We start from the raw sequence: 16,862 nt of genomic DNA on the forward strand, positions 1-16,862 counted from the left end.
GCGAGGGTCTTTTCGTATGTCGTTCGCGCAATATTTTGCGTAAATCTGTGAGTTCTAACACGTTCGGGCACAGTTTGGGAACATTATAATGTTCCAAATAACTTTTTTCTGTGCGTAAGCCGTACCATGAATATATTTTTAAGGTCGTATAAATAAGGAGTTTTATGAAAAACCGTTTTACGAAGTTTATGATTGCTGCGGGCGCGATGGCGCTCATTTGCGCTTGTGGCGACGATCCGTCGTCTCCGAATAACCCGCAGCCCGGTGCCTCTAGCGCCGTGATCGACCCGAATTCCAGTGCGGTCGTTCCTGGTTCCAGCACCGGCATCGACCCGAACTCCAGCGCGGCAGTTCCTGGTTCCAGTGCCGTCGTTCCGGGCTCCAGCGAGACCGTCCCCGGTTCCAGTACCGTCGTTCCGGGCTCCAGCGCGGTAGCCCCTGGTTCTAGTGCCGTTGTTCCTGGCTCCAGCGAGACTGTTCCGGTCAGCAGCTCCAGCGATGTTCCCCGCGACGAGAACGGCTTCCCGACTCTTGAATCTTACGGCCCGCCTCCCGAGGCCTACACCAAGGACATTCTGAGCAATGGAAAGACCGGCTGGAGCAGCCGCTACTGGGATGCCTGCAAGCCGCACTGTTCCTGGCTCAGCAGCGTCGATACCACTAGCGAAGCAGCCTACCAGGCTGGCGGTACCGTTGCCCGTAACTGCAATATCCACGACGTCGAAGTCCCGGCGTTTACGCTCGGCCATGCGGTACAGCAGTACTGGATGGGTTACGAGGGTACGAACAGCGCCTGCGTCAACAACAATGCCGGCGGCACCTACACCTGCACCGATATGGCTCCTATCCAGGTGAACGAGAATCTTTCTTACGGCTATGTCGCTGCTCCGGGCGCACAGTTCGGTGGCGGATGTGGCAAGTGCTTCCACCTGCAGTTTAACGGTGGCAACCATGCGAACGATGTGAAGGCCACACACAAGGCGCTCAAGGGCAAGCACATGATCGTGATGGCATCCAACATCGGTTACGACGTGGAAGCCGGCCAGTACGACATGCTGGTGCCGGGCGGTGGCGTGGGTGCGTTCAACGCGCTCTCTACGCAGATTGGCGTGCCTGCTAGCGGTCTCGGTGCAAACGGTGGCGGATTCCTCACCGAATGCCAGCAGAGCCTCGGCTGGGACAACACTGTGGAAGCCTACCAGCAGTGCGTGCTCGATAAGTGCGACCAGGTGTTCAAGGATTGGCCGAACCTTTTGCGCGGCTGCCGCTGGTATGCCGAATGGTACATGGCCGCCGACAACCCGACTTACAACTGGGAAGAAGTTGAATGCCCGCAGTACCTGGTGGACCACTACACGACGACCTTCAATACGACTTTGGAAAACCGTTGGCGTTGGAAGGACGACTGGTCCGATTACAAGAAGGGTGATGTGCTCGATACAGTTTATTGCTGGAAGGATGGCGAAAACCCGAACGACCCGAACGGCAGGGGCGCCGGCTGCGCTCCGTAACGAGGTCTTATGAAACGTAAGTTGTTCAAGACGATAGTTGCGGCCGGTGCGGTCGCCATGATATGCGCCTGCAGTGACGATCCGTCGTCTCCGGATAATCAGCAGCCTGGCCTTTCGAGTGCGGTGATTGACCCGACATCCAGTGCGGCAGTCAACCCGAACTCCAGTGCAGTTGTTCCCGGCTCGAGCGCTGCGGTGAACCCTGGTTCTTCGACGAATCCGGTTGACCCGACATCTAGCACGGCAGTGGAACCGACTTCTAGCGGCTCCGTTGTTCCGGGTTCCAGCGCCAGCATCGACCCGAACTCCAGCGAGACAGTCCCTGTCAGCAGTTCCGGCGCGGTCCCGCTCGACGATAACGGATTCCCGACGATTGAATCTTACGGCCCGCCTCCGGCCGAATACACCAAGGACATTAGCGCTACGGCCCCGCGTGGCTGGAATACGCGTTACTGGGACGCCTGCAAGCCGCACTGCTCCTGGCTTAAGGAAAGCGATAACGATAAGACTCGCGCAGACATATCTTCTAACGAGGCTTATCAATCCACCTTTGGCACGGCGCGTAACTGCAACATCCACGATGTGGAAGTCCCCACCTTTACTTTGGGAAACGTAACAAAGTCCTGGTTCGGTTACGAAGGTACCAGAAGCGCCTGTGGCGACGAAAAAGAAAAGGGCGTGTTCACCTGTACCGACATGGCTCCTATTGCCGTGAACGACACTCTTGCTTACGCATACGTTGCTGGCACCGCCGACAGCAGGTGCGGCAAGTGTTATCACTTGCAGTACGATGGCCATTTCAAGGATGAGTTCGAGCAGAACCCGCCCAAGGCGACCCATAAGGCCCTTAAGGGTAAGCACCTGGTGGTGATGGCCTCTAACATCGGTAACGATGTGGCTGGCGGTAACGCTAACTTGCCTGCAGGCCAGTTCGACTTGATGGTGCCGGGTGGCGGCGTGGGCGCCTTTGACGCTCTCTCTACCCAGGTGAACAAGGGCGCCGGTTTTAACTGGGGCGCTGGTTTTGGCGGGTTCCTTACGGAATGCCAGAAAAACACGAACTGCGGTACCGAAGGCTCCCTGGAATGTTACCAGACTTGCGTCAAGGATATGTGCGATGCCGCTTTTGCTGATGGTGGCCTGCCGAACCTGTTGCGCGGTTGCTACTGGTTTGCCGACTGGTATATGGCTGCTGACAATCCGACTTACTACATCGAAGAAGTGGAATGCCCGCAGTACCTGATTGACCATTACTCGAGCCGAATCAACACCACAAACGAAACCAACATCAAGAAGGTGACGGACTGGTCTACGTTCAAGGAAGGCGACGTGCTCGACACGCTCCATTGCTGGAAGGCGGGCGAAGCTCCCCCGGAAAACGGCTGGACGAACCCGAGCGCCGGTTGCTTGAACGAGTAAGCTTGAAAAATTCTGGATGCGTAAAGAAAGGGTCCGCCGTTACCGGCGGGCCCTTTGGGTTGGTTATGGAGGAACTCTTTAGAACTGCTCGAAGAACTCGTGGACCGCTTCGGGTACCCAGGTGCTTTCCCAGTTCCAGCCGACGCCCATATTGCCGGTGTCGTGTGCGGTCCACTGGTGGTCTCCCGGCCAGCTGCACCACTTGACGGGGAAGCGTTCGTCAACGTTCTTGAAGTCGTAGCACACGTGCCCCGTGTTGCCCTGGATTTCTTCGGGCTTCTCGCTGCTGGCATCGGTAAAGTCGCCGTTCGCATCGGCCTTGCCGTTACGCTTGAGGATACGCGGGAGGGCGCTGGTCTTGGCGCGGTTGTAGTCGCAGCGACCGTCGTTCTTGCCGTGCACGTTCATCCAGGCAATGGGCAGGTTCTTCATGTTGTCGCCTTCGGGGAGCCAGATGTTGTAATCGGCCACGGCGTAGGTCGCCGCCGCACGCACGCGGCTCTGCATGTCTTGCATCAGCGAGTAGCTGAACATGGCGCCGAAACTGAAACCCGTAATGAACACGCGGCTTGTGTCGATGCAGTAGTTCTCGTTCAGGGTTGTAAGCGTCTGGGCGAAGAAGTCGTGGTCGCCCTGGCCCTTGGTCCAAAGGCCACCGATTGCGTCGAGCGATACAAAAATATAGTCGCCGTTCTTGTCGAGCACCTGCTGGCCGTAGTACGGGGTCGGATGGTCATAGTCCGGATTGTGGTGCACAAAGTCTTCACCGCGGCTGCCGTAGCAGTGCAGGGCGAACAATACCTTGTGCGGTTTCTTGTTGTCGTAGTTCTTGGGCAAAGTGATGAAGTAGTCGCGCGTGTCGCTACCTACCCTAATCTGGAACTGGTCGCCGTTTTCGACGCTCTTGACCTTCTGCAACTTGGAGTTGCTGCCGCAGCCCTTACTCGGGGTCGGGTCGTTGCCGATTGCATAGCCGAACTTGAACTGGGGTGCGGTCTTTACGAGCTTCACGTCGAGCGTGGTGTCGAGCGTGCCGAGCGGTACCGTGAGCGTGTCATAGCCATCGGCCACGAAACGGATGGCTTCGCCCTGCTGGATTTCCTTAAGGAGAGCGCCCTGCGTGCTGAAACTGCTGGTGTAGTTGCCCTCGGTGGCGAACTTGAAGTTCTGCATTGCGCTGCCTACGCGCACCTGCGCAAAATAGGTGCCGCGGGCCTTGATGGCACGGTTCAGGTCGAACATGCCGGAGCCCTGCAGGGTCTTGCTGAATACCCGGTTGCCGAGCGCGTTGAAAATCGTCACGTGTACCGGCGAGGAGGAACTCTGCGAGTAGGTGAGCACGCCGTTGTCCACGCTCAGGTAGCCCACGGTGTTCCTTGTGGCGTGAATACCGATGGCTTCGTCTTCGTGGATGGTGAATTTACCCTGGTTGTCGGTAGTGGTGGACTTGCCCTCTTTGAGGAGGCTTACCGAGGCCCCTTCGAGTGCCTTGCCGTCGCTATCGGATACGCTGCCCGTGATGGTGTAGGCGGAAGCCAGCCCGCTGAGAGCCAGAAGGCATGCAGCTGCTGTAAAATGGGTGGCATTGATACTCATCTGAACTCCTTTTTTCCCAAAGACATATCTGACCATTTATTAATCTAATATGCCGTGGGGGCAAAAACATAGGCTGCGCATGCATGCCTATGGATGAGTTGTCAATAAAAAGAAGTTTACGGAAAGAATAGGCTATTTTAGCCAAATTTGGCCATTTTTAATGCTTCGACGACCTTCACGTCGGCGGGGAGCCAGTTTACGCTGTGCAGTTCCGCGCGGGTGAGCCAGCGGGCCGCCTCGTGTTCCAGGAGTTCCGGCGTTTTCCCGCCCGCGATGGCGCAGTAAAAGCAATGCATGGTCAGGTGGAAAGCCGGGTAGTCGTGCTCCACGGTGCATATAAATTCGCCCACGTTTACGTCGATGGCGAGTTCTTCCCTGAGTTCGCGGGCCAGCGCCTGCTGCGGCGTTTCGCCGGGCTCCATTTTGCCGCCCGGGAATTCCCAGCCGTCTTTGTAGTCGCCGTAGCCCCGCTGTGTGGCGTAATACCGAACACCTGGCGTGCGAGGCACAGCCGGATTCCCGAAAGGATCCGCGCAAATGATGCCTGCTACGACCTCGATACGTTTCATGCGTGCAAAAATAAAAAACGCCATTTTGGACGAAGTGAAGAAACCAGCGGAAACAGGCGGCAAATCGCAAGAAAAATCATTTTTTTTGCGTCCCCCTATTGACTTTCGGCAATAAATTTTATAAAATTGAATTGTATACAATCAAACGCGATAAAACACGGCGAAAACCAATAAACCAATAAACCGCCGACACCCCCAAAAACGGAGGCTCATCATGGCAAACATCTACGATTTCACGCTCACCGACGGCAAGGGCAACCCGGTCCCGCTCGCAAATTTCAAGGGCAAGGTGATGCTCATCGTGAACACCGCGACCGGCTGCGGATTTACCCCGCACTACAAGCCTATCGAGCAGATGTACTCCGACTTCCACGACAAGGGTTTCGAGGTCATCGACATTCCCTGCAACCAGTTCAAGGGCCAGACCCCCGGCACCGACGATGAAATCCACGAATTCTGCACGCTCAACTACGGCACCGAATTCCCGCAGATGAAAAAGTCCGACGTGAACGGCCCCGACGCTCTCCCGCTCTACACCTACCTGAAATCCCAGAAAGGTTTCGAAGGCTTCGGTTTTGGCGTGAAGGCCGCCGCCATGGCGCTTTTGCTCAAGAGCATCGACAAGGACTACAAGAATAATCCCGACATCAAGTGGAACTTCACCAAGTTCGTCGTGGACCGCGAAGGCAACGTTGTCGCGCGTTTCGAACCCACCGCCGACATGGGCGACGTGCGCGCCTGTGTAGAAAAGTTGCTCTAGGAGCTGCCATGAACTGCCCCCAGCTAAAACTCGAAAACCAGCTGTGCTTTCCGCTGTATGCCGCGTCCAAGGAAATCACGCGCCGCTACGTCCCGTACCTGGAACCGCTCGACCTCACGTACACGCAGTACATAGTGATGCTCGTGCTCTGGGAAGAAAAAAAGTGCAACGTCTCGGAACTCGGCAAAAAGCTGTTTCTCGATTCTGGGACGCTCACCCCGCTTTTGAAAAAGCTCGAAGCCAAGGGCTACATCCAGCGCACCCGTGAACAAAGCGACGAGCGCTGCCTTTCCGTAAGCCTCACCGCCGAAGGCGAATCGCTCAAGCGCAAGGCCGCAAGCGTCCCCAAGTCCATGGCCAGCTGCGTGAACCTCTCCGATGCCGAAGCCAAGACGCTTTACACCCTGCTGTACAAGGTTTTGGAAGGGTTTGGGGGGTAAACATAATCAAAATTCAATCTTATCTAGAACAATCTGTTCTGAATCTTTCTGCAAGAACATGACCATGTAGGTGGGCAGATATGTCACCTTCCCTTTTTGGGAGACGTTGCAGTTTGCAAAGACGAAGCCTTCCTGCATTTGGTATTCGGAATTCGCAAGACAGTTGTTCATGGCGGAATGAATTGTGTAATCCTTGCCGCTCTTCACTTCGATAGGCGATGCGCGGTTGTTGTATTCGATTACAAAATCAAGCTCGCCCAGGCGGTTTGAATTGTAGTAGTAAAGCAGGAATCCTTTTGAATAGAGTTCCTGCGCAATGGCGTTCTCGTAGATTCCGCCCGCATTCAGGTTCTGATTTTTTGTCAGCAACATGGACTTCGTATTCATTCCGTATTCCGAAGTGAGCATGCCGACATCCGCAAAATAAAGCTTAAACAAACTGCTTTTTTCGTTCAACTTGAGCGGAATCCTTGGCTCGGTGCTGTTGAAAACAGAAAGTGCGACGCCAGCGTTTTTTAACCAGAGAAACGTGCTTTGTACACGTTCAAAATGGAGCCCTTTTTTCAGGTCCGTCACAATGTACCGGCGGTTCTGTTTCAGAAGTTCCGCAGGAATCAGTTCGTAAGCGTTTGTCAATAACAGGCGCTTGTCTTCTGTTTCGTATTGGGTAAAGTCGAGCTTGTACTGACTCAGGATGTCGCGATGGATCCGCATGACATCGTTCAGGTTGCTGTTGTCCGCAAAGTTGCTCACGGCCTCCGGCATGCCGCCCACGATAAGGTAGCGCGTGAACAGGTCCAGCATTTTCTGGTTTACCGCGTCCATGACAGGCGTCCGGTTTTCGAAGGACGAGCGCAAACTAGAAATGATGTTGTCATCGATGTTCGTGATTTGCAGGAATTCTTCGAAATCCAGCGGGAACATTTCCACTGTAGTCATGTAGCCCACAGGCGCAGAATCGAGATTTGTCAGCTCCACTCCAAGGAGCGACCCGCTCAAGACATACCGGAAACTCCCTTCTTCCACAAGGAACTTGATTTTGGTAATCATCTCCTTGTATTTCTGGACTTCGTCAATGAAAATGATTGTCTTGCCTTTTTCCAGTTTCTGCGTGCTCAGGGCCGAAAAACCCAGAACAAGATCGTCGACAGTTTGCGCTGCGGCAAGAACATCTACCGCGGCAGGGGTTTCGATGAGGTTTATCTCAAAGAAATCCGCATGTTCTGCTGTCAGTACGCGCCTGATGGCGTGGGTTTTCCCCACCTGGCGGGCACCTTTTACGAGCAAGGCCTTTTTTGGGCTGTTTTTGAGCCATTCCCGAATGAGTTTTTCGCTCTTGCGCTTCAAGTCCATCAAAAACCTCGTTTTTGGCCTGTTTTTTACCATTCTGTCAAAAATACAATAAAAATATATAACTTTTTGTCAAAAATACAAGTGTTTTTTAACAGATTTTGTCAAAAATAAGTTCGTTTTGAACCGGTCACAATTTGTGAACAGTTGCCTTGAGTTGTCAAGTAATCCTTGACAAGTCCTCTAAAATTTCGAGGAGTTGTCGCAAAATTTGCGACAACTGTCCCCCTGAATTCGAGGGGTTTAAATTCACCGCCCTTTCATGCTCTCCTGGATTTTCTCGATGACTTCTACGGGGGTCACAAAGTCCAAGACGCTGAATGCTGTCATTTCGTTACCCATATCCTTGAACGAGGCCCCGAAGTGATACACCTTGTCGTCGACGAGCAAAAAGCGGTCGTGAATCGTGCGCATTGTCTTTAAATCCAGGCCAGGATACTGCTTTTTGTGTAAATCTGCAGCTGCCCTAAACTCCGGAGTGATACGCGCGGAATAAACAATCGCCTGCACGCCCTTCGCGCGCATCGCTGCGAATTTCAGCACCTCGATGGTGGCGAATGGGTCGATGAACACCACGGAACGCTTGGCTGACTTCACGAGATCCGCAATCAGCACAAACCCGTCGAAACGAGTTCCTGTTGCGAGAATGCCGCCGGTTGGCGCCTGCGCCGCGTTCACGAAGAAATCTATTCGCTGCTCGACCGCAGAAAGGCGGGAATCTTGTTCGGTGACAGACTTTCGTACGTCAGCGATTTCTGCACCTTGGTTCTCAATGAGCTGCCGCTGCTCATGCAGACGGTCCACAATCTGCAAATCCGTCGCGATCTTCCGCTGGTTCACGGCATAGCCCTTGAGCATGTAGTCTTTCAAGACCTGGTTTGCCCAACGACGGAATTTTACGCCGGATATTGAATTCACCCTGTATCCAACTGAGATTATCATGTCTAGGTTGTAAAATGGCATTTTGCGAGCGATTTCCCTTCCACCCTCTATTCGAACCTGTGCAATTTTTGCACAAGTTGAAATTTCATCTAATTCCCCGATCTGGTAGATATTGCGAATGTGTTTGGTAATGGAAGTTCTATCCGTATCAAACAATTCCGCCATTTGCGCCTGCGTAAGCCACACCGTCTCGTTCTCCACGCGTACCTCCAGCCGCACCTCTCCCTCCGGCTGGTAGAGCACAATTTCGCCTTTTTCTTCGTTTTTCGCCATTTTCACCTCGTTATAAACAAAAACGGACCATCCCGCCTGCGCGGGAATGATCCGTAATACCACCCTTTCTGGTGTTTAAGACAATATACAAAATTTTTCGAACATTAAAATGTCACAAATTGTCACTCCGTAGAATCTATATTTCTACGCATGAAATCACTCGCAAATATTATTTACTCCTGTTTCAAGGACAAGGGCGAATTCTCGCTCAAGGACGCCTATTCCGAAAACTCCGACAAGCCGAAGGAAACCGTCCGCGCGCGCATCTACGACAACCTCGGCGTAAAATTCGAGCGCGTCGCCAAGGGCCTGTACAAGACAATCGAGGGCGACGAAAGCTGCGTCGTGATAGAAGGCGACGGCCGCGACCTCTCCATGCTCGGGGACGCCTCCATCGACTGCATCCTGACCGACCACCCGTGGCTAGACAAGAAGTCGAACAAGGGCGGCGACCGCAACTTCGCCACTTACGACTGCTTCAGGTACACCCTCGACGACTTCAAAGAAAAAGCCCGCGTGCTCAAGGACGGCAGCTTCCTCGTCGAAATCCTCCCCGCCGAAAACGAGAACAACTACGATTACCTCTACCAGATAAAGAAATACGCCGAACAGTGCGGGCTGCTCTACTACTCGAAAGTCACCTGGAAAAAAGGGAACTTTGTCAGCAATACCGGGCGCAAGTCCAAGAACACGCAGGACGTGATGATATTCTCGAAAGGCAAGGCGCGCAGCCTGCGCATCGACGCCAAGAAAACAAAAGACACCGGGACGCCCCAGTACATGAGCGGCACCACGCAGATGCTCCCTGCAATGTTCGACATCCCGCCCGTCGCAAGGAAGAACAAGATACACCAGAGCGAACTCCCGCTGACCCTGTGCGAAAAAAACCTCCAGTTCGTGACCAAGCAGGGCGAAACCGTGCTCGACACCTTCGCCGGCAGCGGCGTCGTGGGGGAAGCCGCGCTGAACCTGAAACGCAACTGCATCCTCATAGAACTCGCCCACAGGAACATCCTCAAAATCAGGGACAGGCTCGCGGGCAACCCCTTCTTCCGGGAAGTGTTCTGGAAAGCAACCCCGGCCCCCGCCAACCTGAACGGATAAGGAGGGGGAAGCTTCCCCCTGCCTGCAGCCTTGCCCTTCTGTCACCCTGGATTCTATCGCTACGCTCCAGAATGACAGCAGCGATAGGGTCCAGGGCAAGTCTTCCGGACACCCCCTCCCCTAAGGGCTCCGCCCCTAAAACCCCGAAAAGACAACTAATTCTAAAAAAATGTTTACGCTGACAAAAAAAGGGTATTTTTAGAGGGAAGAGAATTAGTTTTTTCAAGGAGTGGCAATGCCGATAATTGATTCTTATGAACAATTTTTTCAACTGATTCCTAAAGATCGTTTTTTTCAGTTTGGCCTAGAGAATATAATCTCTATTGATCCTGAAAAATCTAGAGATGTATGGGATAAACTAAAACACGATGTTGCTGGCAAATCCCAACAACTGTTTGTTAGAAGTTCTGGGCGAAATGCTTCAGGGAATATTGTTTTAAAAAAAATGTATAAAGACGTATTTGATGTTGATATCAAGTTTGATCCTACTAATAATGCAAAACCAACCAAACTAATAGAAGACTGTACATCTCATAAAAAGAATAGGACTATATTCAATTATCAAGTCTCTCATGTTTTTGGTCAGACGAAAAATGTGTATTGCTTTACGGCTCCATGGAACATTGTGTTTATTCCGAAAATTATTGATCCGTTTACGGGCCACGAAGCTATGGGGCTGTATGTTAATGAATTCAAAAGAAAATTTCAGCATCATATTTATTCAATATTTAAAGAGATGATAGATGAATATAATGTATTGATGAATGAGTATAAGCTAAAGGTAAAAGAATGGCTATTGAGTAATGTTGAAGCAAACGATGTTCAAACGTATTTAAAAGATTTTGAGGAAATAATCGTTTGACAGAACACTTGTCAAAAGCGAAAACGCCTTCCTGAAGGTCCAGTCGGGCACGGGCGACAACCTGCTCGAAGAAGACATTCGGGAAGGGTTCACCAACTATTGCCTATGGTCCACGTTCCGGCCGGAAAGCATCGACACCGACGGCGAGCTGGACATGGAATGCCTGGACAGCGGCATGGTCCTGTTCAGGGAAAACTGCACCCCCGGAGAGGCGCTGGAATCGAGTTACCGGCAAGCCTTCGGCAAGGACTTCGACAAGGACGATTGCATCGTCATCCTGAGCGAAAGCGCGAAGCGCTGAAGTCGAAGGATCCAGTGGGGGAAGGTGGGACTAAAGTCCCAACTGTTCGGCTCGATCATGCCAGCCCGCAAGCGGTCTGTCGCGACACTCGCCTTGCACAGTTGTCCCCTGCCTGCAGCCCCGGCTCGGTGGCCCTAATGTCATCCTGGAGGGAGCGCGAAGCGCAACCGATAGGGTCCATGGCCACACTCCCCGGGTCTTCCGGACACCCCCTCTTCTAGGAACTCCGCCCCTAAAACCCTGCAACGCCCCGACTTTAATATCGGAAGCAGAACAGGCGCCGCAAATGCGACGCCCGTTTTGTATCTTTTTATAGTCCGTTTAGTCAGATGTGAAATTTTCGCCGATTCCAATCTGTTAGGCGGACTTTTTTACTTACGAGGATTGTTATTCCCGCGTCCACTGCCAGAAGGGCCTGTACCTCCGCCGTGGCCACGAGGCCATCCTGCATTATTCGGGTCATTTTGTGGTTGTGCCATGATGGGCCTCCTTTTAATAAAGTCCTGAAATGTGCCATCCCTCTCCGGAAGGGCATTTGTAAGTATACATCCTAATTCCTGTCGCTCGCGTTCGCTCGCCTGCTACGTCACGAGCTGCAGCTTCAGAATAATAGAGATTTTTCTTTTGACCATTGCGGCCAGTACAAGAGCACATGTTATTTCTTTCCCCCTTGATACTTGGAATCCATAGGATTCAGTTGACGGGAACGGTTGTCCAACATGGCTTGGTACTGGGCGTTGTGGCCAGAAGTACCCTTATTTGCGTTGCACTGATTAGCATGATTATCAATGGGCTTCATTTTTACCTCTTTGATAAAACGAAAGCGGCTTTGCTTTCGTGCAACAATCTTTTGCGAAGATTGATTGCGAAAAAGAAATCTAAGCTATTCTTGCAAAGATTTGTAGATTAACGGCAAAATAGCCGAAGGATATTTTTTCAAGGTTTTAGAAGTACGCAGAAAAATTACAAGGTTTGACGCTTTTCCTGTTCTAGGGAGTTTTTGAATTACTCTTATTCAGTTTATAAATGCATATCAGCAGTAGCATTATATTGGTGAATGCAGGAAGTTTTTCCCAAAAGGATTTTTCAAAGTCGTTATTAGATACAAGAAAAAAGTTTTTTTCGTGTTCAAGAGACCACGAGAATGCCGATGCAAAGAAAAATAGGCAAAAACCAGTGCTGTCTATATCATGGGATTTATTATTAGTTTCTTTAGACTTTTCTTCTAAAATTTCGTCAGAATTTTCATCTTTAACGGCAGAATCAAGATTTGTCCATAAATAATCAAACAACGAAATAATCATATATGCGGAAATGAAAGACGATTGATTATTTTGAACCATTACCCAAAATTTTTCTACAGCTCTCTTCTTTTTTTCTGAATCCTTCTTCCTTATAAAGAAACTAATGTTATTTAGAATGGTACTTTCAGTTGTAATGGAAACACTGTTTTTGTATAAAGTTGCCAAATTATCGTTTTGAAATTCGGGAAGAATTCCATCTGCCATATCCTTTAAAATGGATAAATCTTGATTATTGGCAAGTGTTGAAAAGATTTCTTCTGGAGGCAGCCCCTTTCGTCCCCATTTGCGATAATCTTTTTTAGAAAGAGTGGAAATTTTTTCTTTAGTTATTTTATTTAATAAACTTGGATTGGCTAGGGTTTCAAATTGTTTCACCGCTCTTGCAGGAATACCCCTATTAGCTTCAATAAAGTCAAGACTGTAAAAATGCACATTAAAAAAGCGCGCAAGAAGCCATATCTTATCTAACGGCTGTCGATGGGCGCATTCTTTTGAAAGCCCATCTATACTGCTTATACAGGCTTTTTTCCAAAAATTGCACAATTGTTCGTTATTAAGATATTCTGGCGAAAAAAAGTGGAGATAACGTTCAAAAAAAGGTTCTTCCTCGGGATTGATGTTTGCGAGAGAAATAACTAAATCGTTAGGGACAATTCCGAGTGTTTTATTTTCGATTGAGCTGTACTCACCATTTTTTTTGACTGTGATTCCCAGAAATCTTTCTACAAAATATTCCTTATTCCTTCTTTTTAAGAGTTGCCAAAGTCGAGCAACGCTCCATCCAAAAGATAATTCCAAGGCAATATTTTTTTCTCTTTGTGTCAACTCTGCTATAGGGCTCCAATCTATATCATCAATCGCAATATAGCCATATGGTTCTCTTGATTGATATGATTTTATCCATTGAGCAATGCCCTGGCCTCTTTTGTATTTTTTTATTGTATCGCTTTCTTCCCATTCTGCCTGAGAAACACCTTCAGGCCTAGTTGGATCACACAGATGATTGTAGTGTTTGCGTATTTTTTTTAAATAATTTTCAGCCAACGAATCCTGTTTAAAAAAGCCAAATGCGCATAAAGCGGTATTTTGCGGTGTAGGCGCTTTTTCAATATGATTAAACCAAAAATTTAAAAATTCAATGTGGTCAAAAAAATTTTTGCAAATATTATGATAATTTGTAATTGCCGATTCGATATAATGCCGACAATCCTCATCTAGCAAGTCGTGAGGTTCGTATGTTTCAGCCTTTTTTCTTCGTCCCATAGGGATAAATATATCTTATTATCTCGCCTGTAAAAGTAGCAGGAATATAAATTGGTTGTAATTTCACTACTGTAAGCCTTTATTTCGTTTAATTTGATATTTAGGTCTTTGTTTTTTCAAAAAAATCCTAAAATGTCATTATATGACACCATAAAATTATAGATTTTACTTTGCAAACAAAAATGCCTGTACATTCATTTTTCAACATGGAGGTTTATAATGAATGTTTTGCTTGATACAAGTATTATTCTCAACAAGATTCTTGGAAATAAAGCCGACCAAGATGTCAAAATTCTCTTTAAATGGCTCGATCGTTCGAAAAGTCAAAAAGTCATTCACGCTAGGACGGTCGAAGAATTGCGGAAAACGGAACCAACCGCATTTCTGTCGCTGAACTTGTCAGAATTTAAAGTCATTCAAGAAGAACCAGCCGAGCAGAATGCTGACGGTGCGTATCTTTTAAACACTATTGCATCGAATTGCGCCGACATACTCATTTCCGAAGATGTGCGAATCCATGCAGAGGCAAAATCGCTTAATCTTGCAGACAGGGTACTCGACATTGACCAATTTCTTGAAAAAGTCTTTGCGGACAATCCGGAAATGGTAGATTACAAAGTTCTTAATGTCCAGAAAATTCCTTTCGGCAAGATTGACCTTGACGATCCGTTTTTCCTTTCCTTAAAGAAAGACTATATGGGCTTTGCGGAATGGTTCCAAAGAAAACGCAACGAAACGGCCTACATAACCTTTAATTCCAAGAACGGAAAATTGCTTTCGTTTCTTTATTTGAAAATTGAAGGCCCTGAAGAGAACTATGCAGACATTCAACCGGCTTTTCCTCAAAAGAAAAGGTTGAAGGTAGGGACTTTTAAGGTTATCCGTAATGGCTTTAGGCTCGGAGAAAGGTTCCTCAAAATCATTTTCGACAATGCACTGAAACATAAGGTCGACGAAATCTACGTAACTATTTTTGATAGAAGTGACGAACAAAAACGCTTAATCGCCCTGATGGAAAAATGGGGCTTCGTCTATTGGGGGAAGAAGGGCGAAGAAAACGTATATGTCCGCAATTTCGTTCCAGAATGTGATAACGAGAACGTGAACAAGACCTACCCGTTCATTTCCAGGAACCGAGATACCTATATCGTGCCGATATACCCGGAGTACCACACAGAACTGCTTCCGGACTCCATCCTGAATACCGAGTCCCCCGAAGACTTTGTGGAAGATTCGCCGCATCGCAATGGCATTTCTAAAGTCTATGTTTCACGAGCATGGGAACCGCACCCCCGCAAAGGCGACATCCTTGTTTTCTATAGGACTGGCGGACTCTACAAGGGCGTTGTAACGACAATCGGCGTGGTTTCTGATACAAGGGAGTCCTTTGCAAACAAGGAAGAATTCATCAAGTATTGTCTGAGAGGTAGCGTTTTCCCCGAAAAAGAACTCGAAAAAATGTGGGACTACAAGCCACAAAAGCCTTTTGTTGTTAATTTTCTTTATGTATATTCATTCCCGAAGAGAATCAACATGGAACGGCTTATTGATATGGGAATCTTCAAGGGTGTCAATGATGCCCCGAGAGGGTTTTACAAAATATCAAAAGACCAGTTTGAATCCATCTTAAAGGAGACTGCGAGTGAAGGCCGTTTTATTGTCGATTAAGCCAGAATTCGCCCACAAGATTTTTGAAGGCTCGAAAAAGTTCGAGTTCCGTAAGCAGGTTTTTAAGGACGCTTCTGTAAAGAAGGTTATCGTATATTCGTCTTCGCCGGAACAGAAGGTTATTGGCGAATTCGAAATCGAGACAATTTTGAGCGATACTCCAGACAATATCTGGATACAGACTAGTTTTAATTCTGGTATTACTCAAGAGTTTTACAATGAGTATTTTGAAGGCCGAGACAAGGCTTATGCTATCAAGGTTGCCTCGACAAAGATGTACCGCAGGCAAAAAACTTTGGCCGATTTTAACATTCAATCCGCACCGCAATCTTTTGCGTATGTGGAAGTGTAGGGATTTCTTTGGATTACAAAATGGACAAGAAAACTTTTGATGTTTTTTCTTTCTTTTCAGGCTGTGGAATGCTAGACTTAGGCTTCGAGAAAGCCGGCTTTAACATTGTTCAGGTAAATGAATATTTTGAACCATTTTTAGAAGCTTATCGTTATTCTAGAAAAAAGATGAGTATTAAACCACCAAAATTTGGATACGATAATTGCGATATAAATGGGTATTTAACAGAGGGAGCATTAAAAACAGCCTTAACTGAAAATTTGAAAAAAGAAAAAAATTTAGTTGGGTTCATAGGTGGACCTCCCTGTCCTGATTTCTCTATTGCAGGGAAGCAAAAAGGACGCAAAGGAAGAAATGGCGTTCTTTCTCTTTCATATACAAATTTAATTACTTCATTTTCTCCTGACTTTTTCTTATTTGAAAACGTGAAAGGTTTGTGGAAAACTGCAAAACACCGTCGTTTTTATGACGCATTAAAACGGATTTTTACAGCAGCAGGTTATTGTCTCACAGATCGATTGTGTAATTCTTTGGAATTTGGCGCGCCACAAGATCGTGATAGAATTATATTAATAGGAATAAAAAAAGATATACTAAAAGAGGAATACTACAACAAGAAGAACGTACTATCGTCTTTTCCTTGGGATCAAAACATAAGATATTCGATACAGGATATAAAAGATATGAAATGGCCCCAAGAGGATGTTTTTCGGAAAGATAGCGTCCGCGCTTGTCCAGAAGGTATTGCGAATGAACTCACTGTTGAATATTGGTTTAGGCAAAATGATGTAGATCATCATCCCGATAAAGATAGGTTCTTTAAGCCTAAAGCAGGTCTTTCTAGGATGAAAACGATTTCGGAGGGTGATTCAAATAAGAAATCATATAAGAGAATTCATCGTTGGAGGTATTCTCCTACTGTTGCATATGGAAATAATGAAGTTCACTTGCATCCGTATAAAGAACGTCGTTTATCTGTTGCTGAAGCGATGGCTCTTCAATCCCTACCTAAGGAATTTGCGTTACCTCAATCCATGACTTTAACCAACTGCTTTAAAACTATTGGCAACGGAGTCCCATTTCTTCTTGCAAACGGGGTTGCAAAATCACTACACGAATATCTTGAAAAAGCATTAAAATAAAAAGGT

At 48.1% G+C, this 16,862-nt stretch carries 15 protein-coding genes; 10 read left to right on the top strand and 5 right to left on the bottom strand.

Features of this window, described 5'->3' with window-relative positions:
- Positions 1-164 precede the first annotated feature (164 nt).
- Entirely contained in the window at positions 165-1,511 is a 1,347-nt protein-coding gene (locus B7994_RS13205; RefSeq protein WP_088638931.1) for a glycosyl hydrolase family 5, read from the top strand.
- A gap of 9 nt (positions 1,512-1,520) precedes the next feature.
- Positions 1,521-2,930 carry a glycosyl hydrolase family 5 gene (locus tag B7994_RS13210; protein ID WP_088638932.1) on the top strand — a complete coding sequence of 470 codons (1,410 nt, stop codon included), beginning with the start codon at positions 1,521-1,523 and terminating at the stop codon, positions 2,928-2,930.
- Positions 2,931-3,008: 78 nt separating this feature from the next.
- On the opposite strand, the gene B7994_RS13215 is transcribed toward B7994_RS13210, so the two are convergent.
- Both B7994_RS13215 and B7994_RS13220 read right to left on the bottom strand, forming a co-directional pair.
- Positions 3,009-4,526, bottom strand: a complete 1,518-nt coding sequence (locus B7994_RS13215) for a carboxypeptidase regulatory-like domain-containing protein (protein ID WP_088638933.1) — start codon at positions 4,524-4,526, stop codon at positions 3,009-3,011.
- Between the two features lie 137 nt (positions 4,527-4,663).
- Positions 4,664-5,095: a (deoxy)nucleoside triphosphate pyrophosphohydrolase gene (locus B7994_RS13220; RefSeq protein ID WP_088638962.1), complete on the bottom strand. Its 432-nt coding sequence runs from the start codon at positions 5,093-5,095 to the stop codon at positions 4,664-4,666.
- A gap of 214 nt (positions 5,096-5,309) precedes the next feature.
- On the opposite strand from B7994_RS13220, the gene B7994_RS13225 reads away from it, so the two are divergent.
- A complete protein-coding gene (locus B7994_RS13225) occupies positions 5,310-5,855 on the top strand; it encodes a glutathione peroxidase (protein ID WP_088638934.1) in 546 nt (181 codons plus the stop codon).
- Positions 5,856-5,863: 8 nt separating this feature from the next.
- Complete coding sequence (locus tag B7994_RS13230; RefSeq protein ID WP_088638935.1) at positions 5,864-6,295, top strand: MarR family winged helix-turn-helix transcriptional regulator; 432 nt, start codon at positions 5,864-5,866, stop codon at positions 6,293-6,295.
- Between the two features lie 6 nt (positions 6,296-6,301).
- Here B7994_RS13230 and B7994_RS13235 read toward each other — a convergent pair whose 3' ends face one another.
- Together B7994_RS13235 and B7994_RS13240 are read right to left on the bottom strand one after the other, a co-directional pair.
- Positions 6,302-7,648, bottom strand: coding sequence for an ATP-binding protein (locus B7994_RS13235; RefSeq protein ID WP_088638936.1), 1,347 nt, complete (start codon positions 7,646-7,648; stop codon positions 6,302-6,304).
- Positions 7,649-7,894: 246 nt separating this feature from the next.
- Positions 7,895-8,860, bottom strand: a complete 966-nt coding sequence (locus B7994_RS13240; RefSeq protein ID WP_088638963.1) for a virulence RhuM family protein — start codon at positions 8,858-8,860, stop codon at positions 7,895-7,897.
- Between the two features lie 150 nt (positions 8,861-9,010).
- Here B7994_RS13240 and B7994_RS13245 point away from each other — a divergent pair, with 150 nt between their 5' ends.
- The 3 genes from B7994_RS13245 (at position 9,011) to B7994_RS14305 (ending at position 11,127) form a co-directional block, all read left to right on the top strand.
- Positions 9,011-9,964, top strand: a complete 954-nt coding sequence (locus B7994_RS13245) for a site-specific DNA-methyltransferase (protein WP_088638937.1) — start codon at positions 9,011-9,013, stop codon at positions 9,962-9,964.
- 235 nt (positions 9,965-10,199) lie between these two features.
- Complete coding sequence (locus tag B7994_RS13250) at positions 10,200-10,826, top strand: hypothetical protein (RefSeq protein WP_088638938.1); 627 nt, start codon at positions 10,200-10,202, stop codon at positions 10,824-10,826.
- A 154-nt stretch (positions 10,827-10,980) separates the two neighbouring features.
- On the top strand, positions 10,981-11,127 hold the full coding sequence (locus B7994_RS14305; RefSeq protein WP_233143224.1) for a hypothetical protein: 147 nt from the start codon (positions 10,981-10,983) through the stop codon (positions 11,125-11,127).
- Positions 11,128-12,116: 989 nt separating this feature from the next.
- Here B7994_RS14305 and B7994_RS13265 read toward each other — a convergent pair.
- A complete protein-coding gene (locus B7994_RS13265; RefSeq protein ID WP_088638940.1) occupies positions 12,117-13,694 on the bottom strand; it encodes a hypothetical protein in 1,578 nt (525 codons plus the stop codon).
- 219 nt (positions 13,695-13,913) lie between these two features.
- On the opposite strand from B7994_RS13265, the gene B7994_RS13270 reads away from it, so the two are divergent.
- The 3 genes from B7994_RS13270 to B7994_RS13280 are packed head-to-tail and all read left to right on the top strand — an operon-like array spanning position 13,914 to position 16,856.
- Positions 13,914-15,362: a hypothetical protein gene (locus B7994_RS13270; protein WP_088638941.1), complete on the top strand. Its 1,449-nt coding sequence runs from the start codon at positions 13,914-13,916 to the stop codon at positions 15,360-15,362.
- Complete coding sequence (locus tag B7994_RS13275; RefSeq protein ID WP_088638942.1) at positions 15,337-15,714, top strand: ASCH domain-containing protein; 378 nt, start codon at positions 15,337-15,339, stop codon at positions 15,712-15,714. The genes B7994_RS13270 and B7994_RS13275 overlap by 26 nt, the downstream gene beginning before the upstream one ends.
- Positions 15,715-15,734: 20 nt before the next feature.
- Entirely contained in the window at positions 15,735-16,856 is a 1,122-nt protein-coding gene (locus B7994_RS13280) for a DNA cytosine methyltransferase (RefSeq protein ID WP_088638943.1), read from the top strand.
- Positions 16,857-16,862 lie beyond the last annotated feature (6 nt).

Origin of the sequence: Fibrobacter sp. UWR2 (assembly GCF_002210285.1) — a bacterium.
Taxonomy (GTDB): domain Bacteria; phylum Fibrobacterota; class Fibrobacteria; order Fibrobacterales; family Fibrobacteraceae; genus Fibrobacter.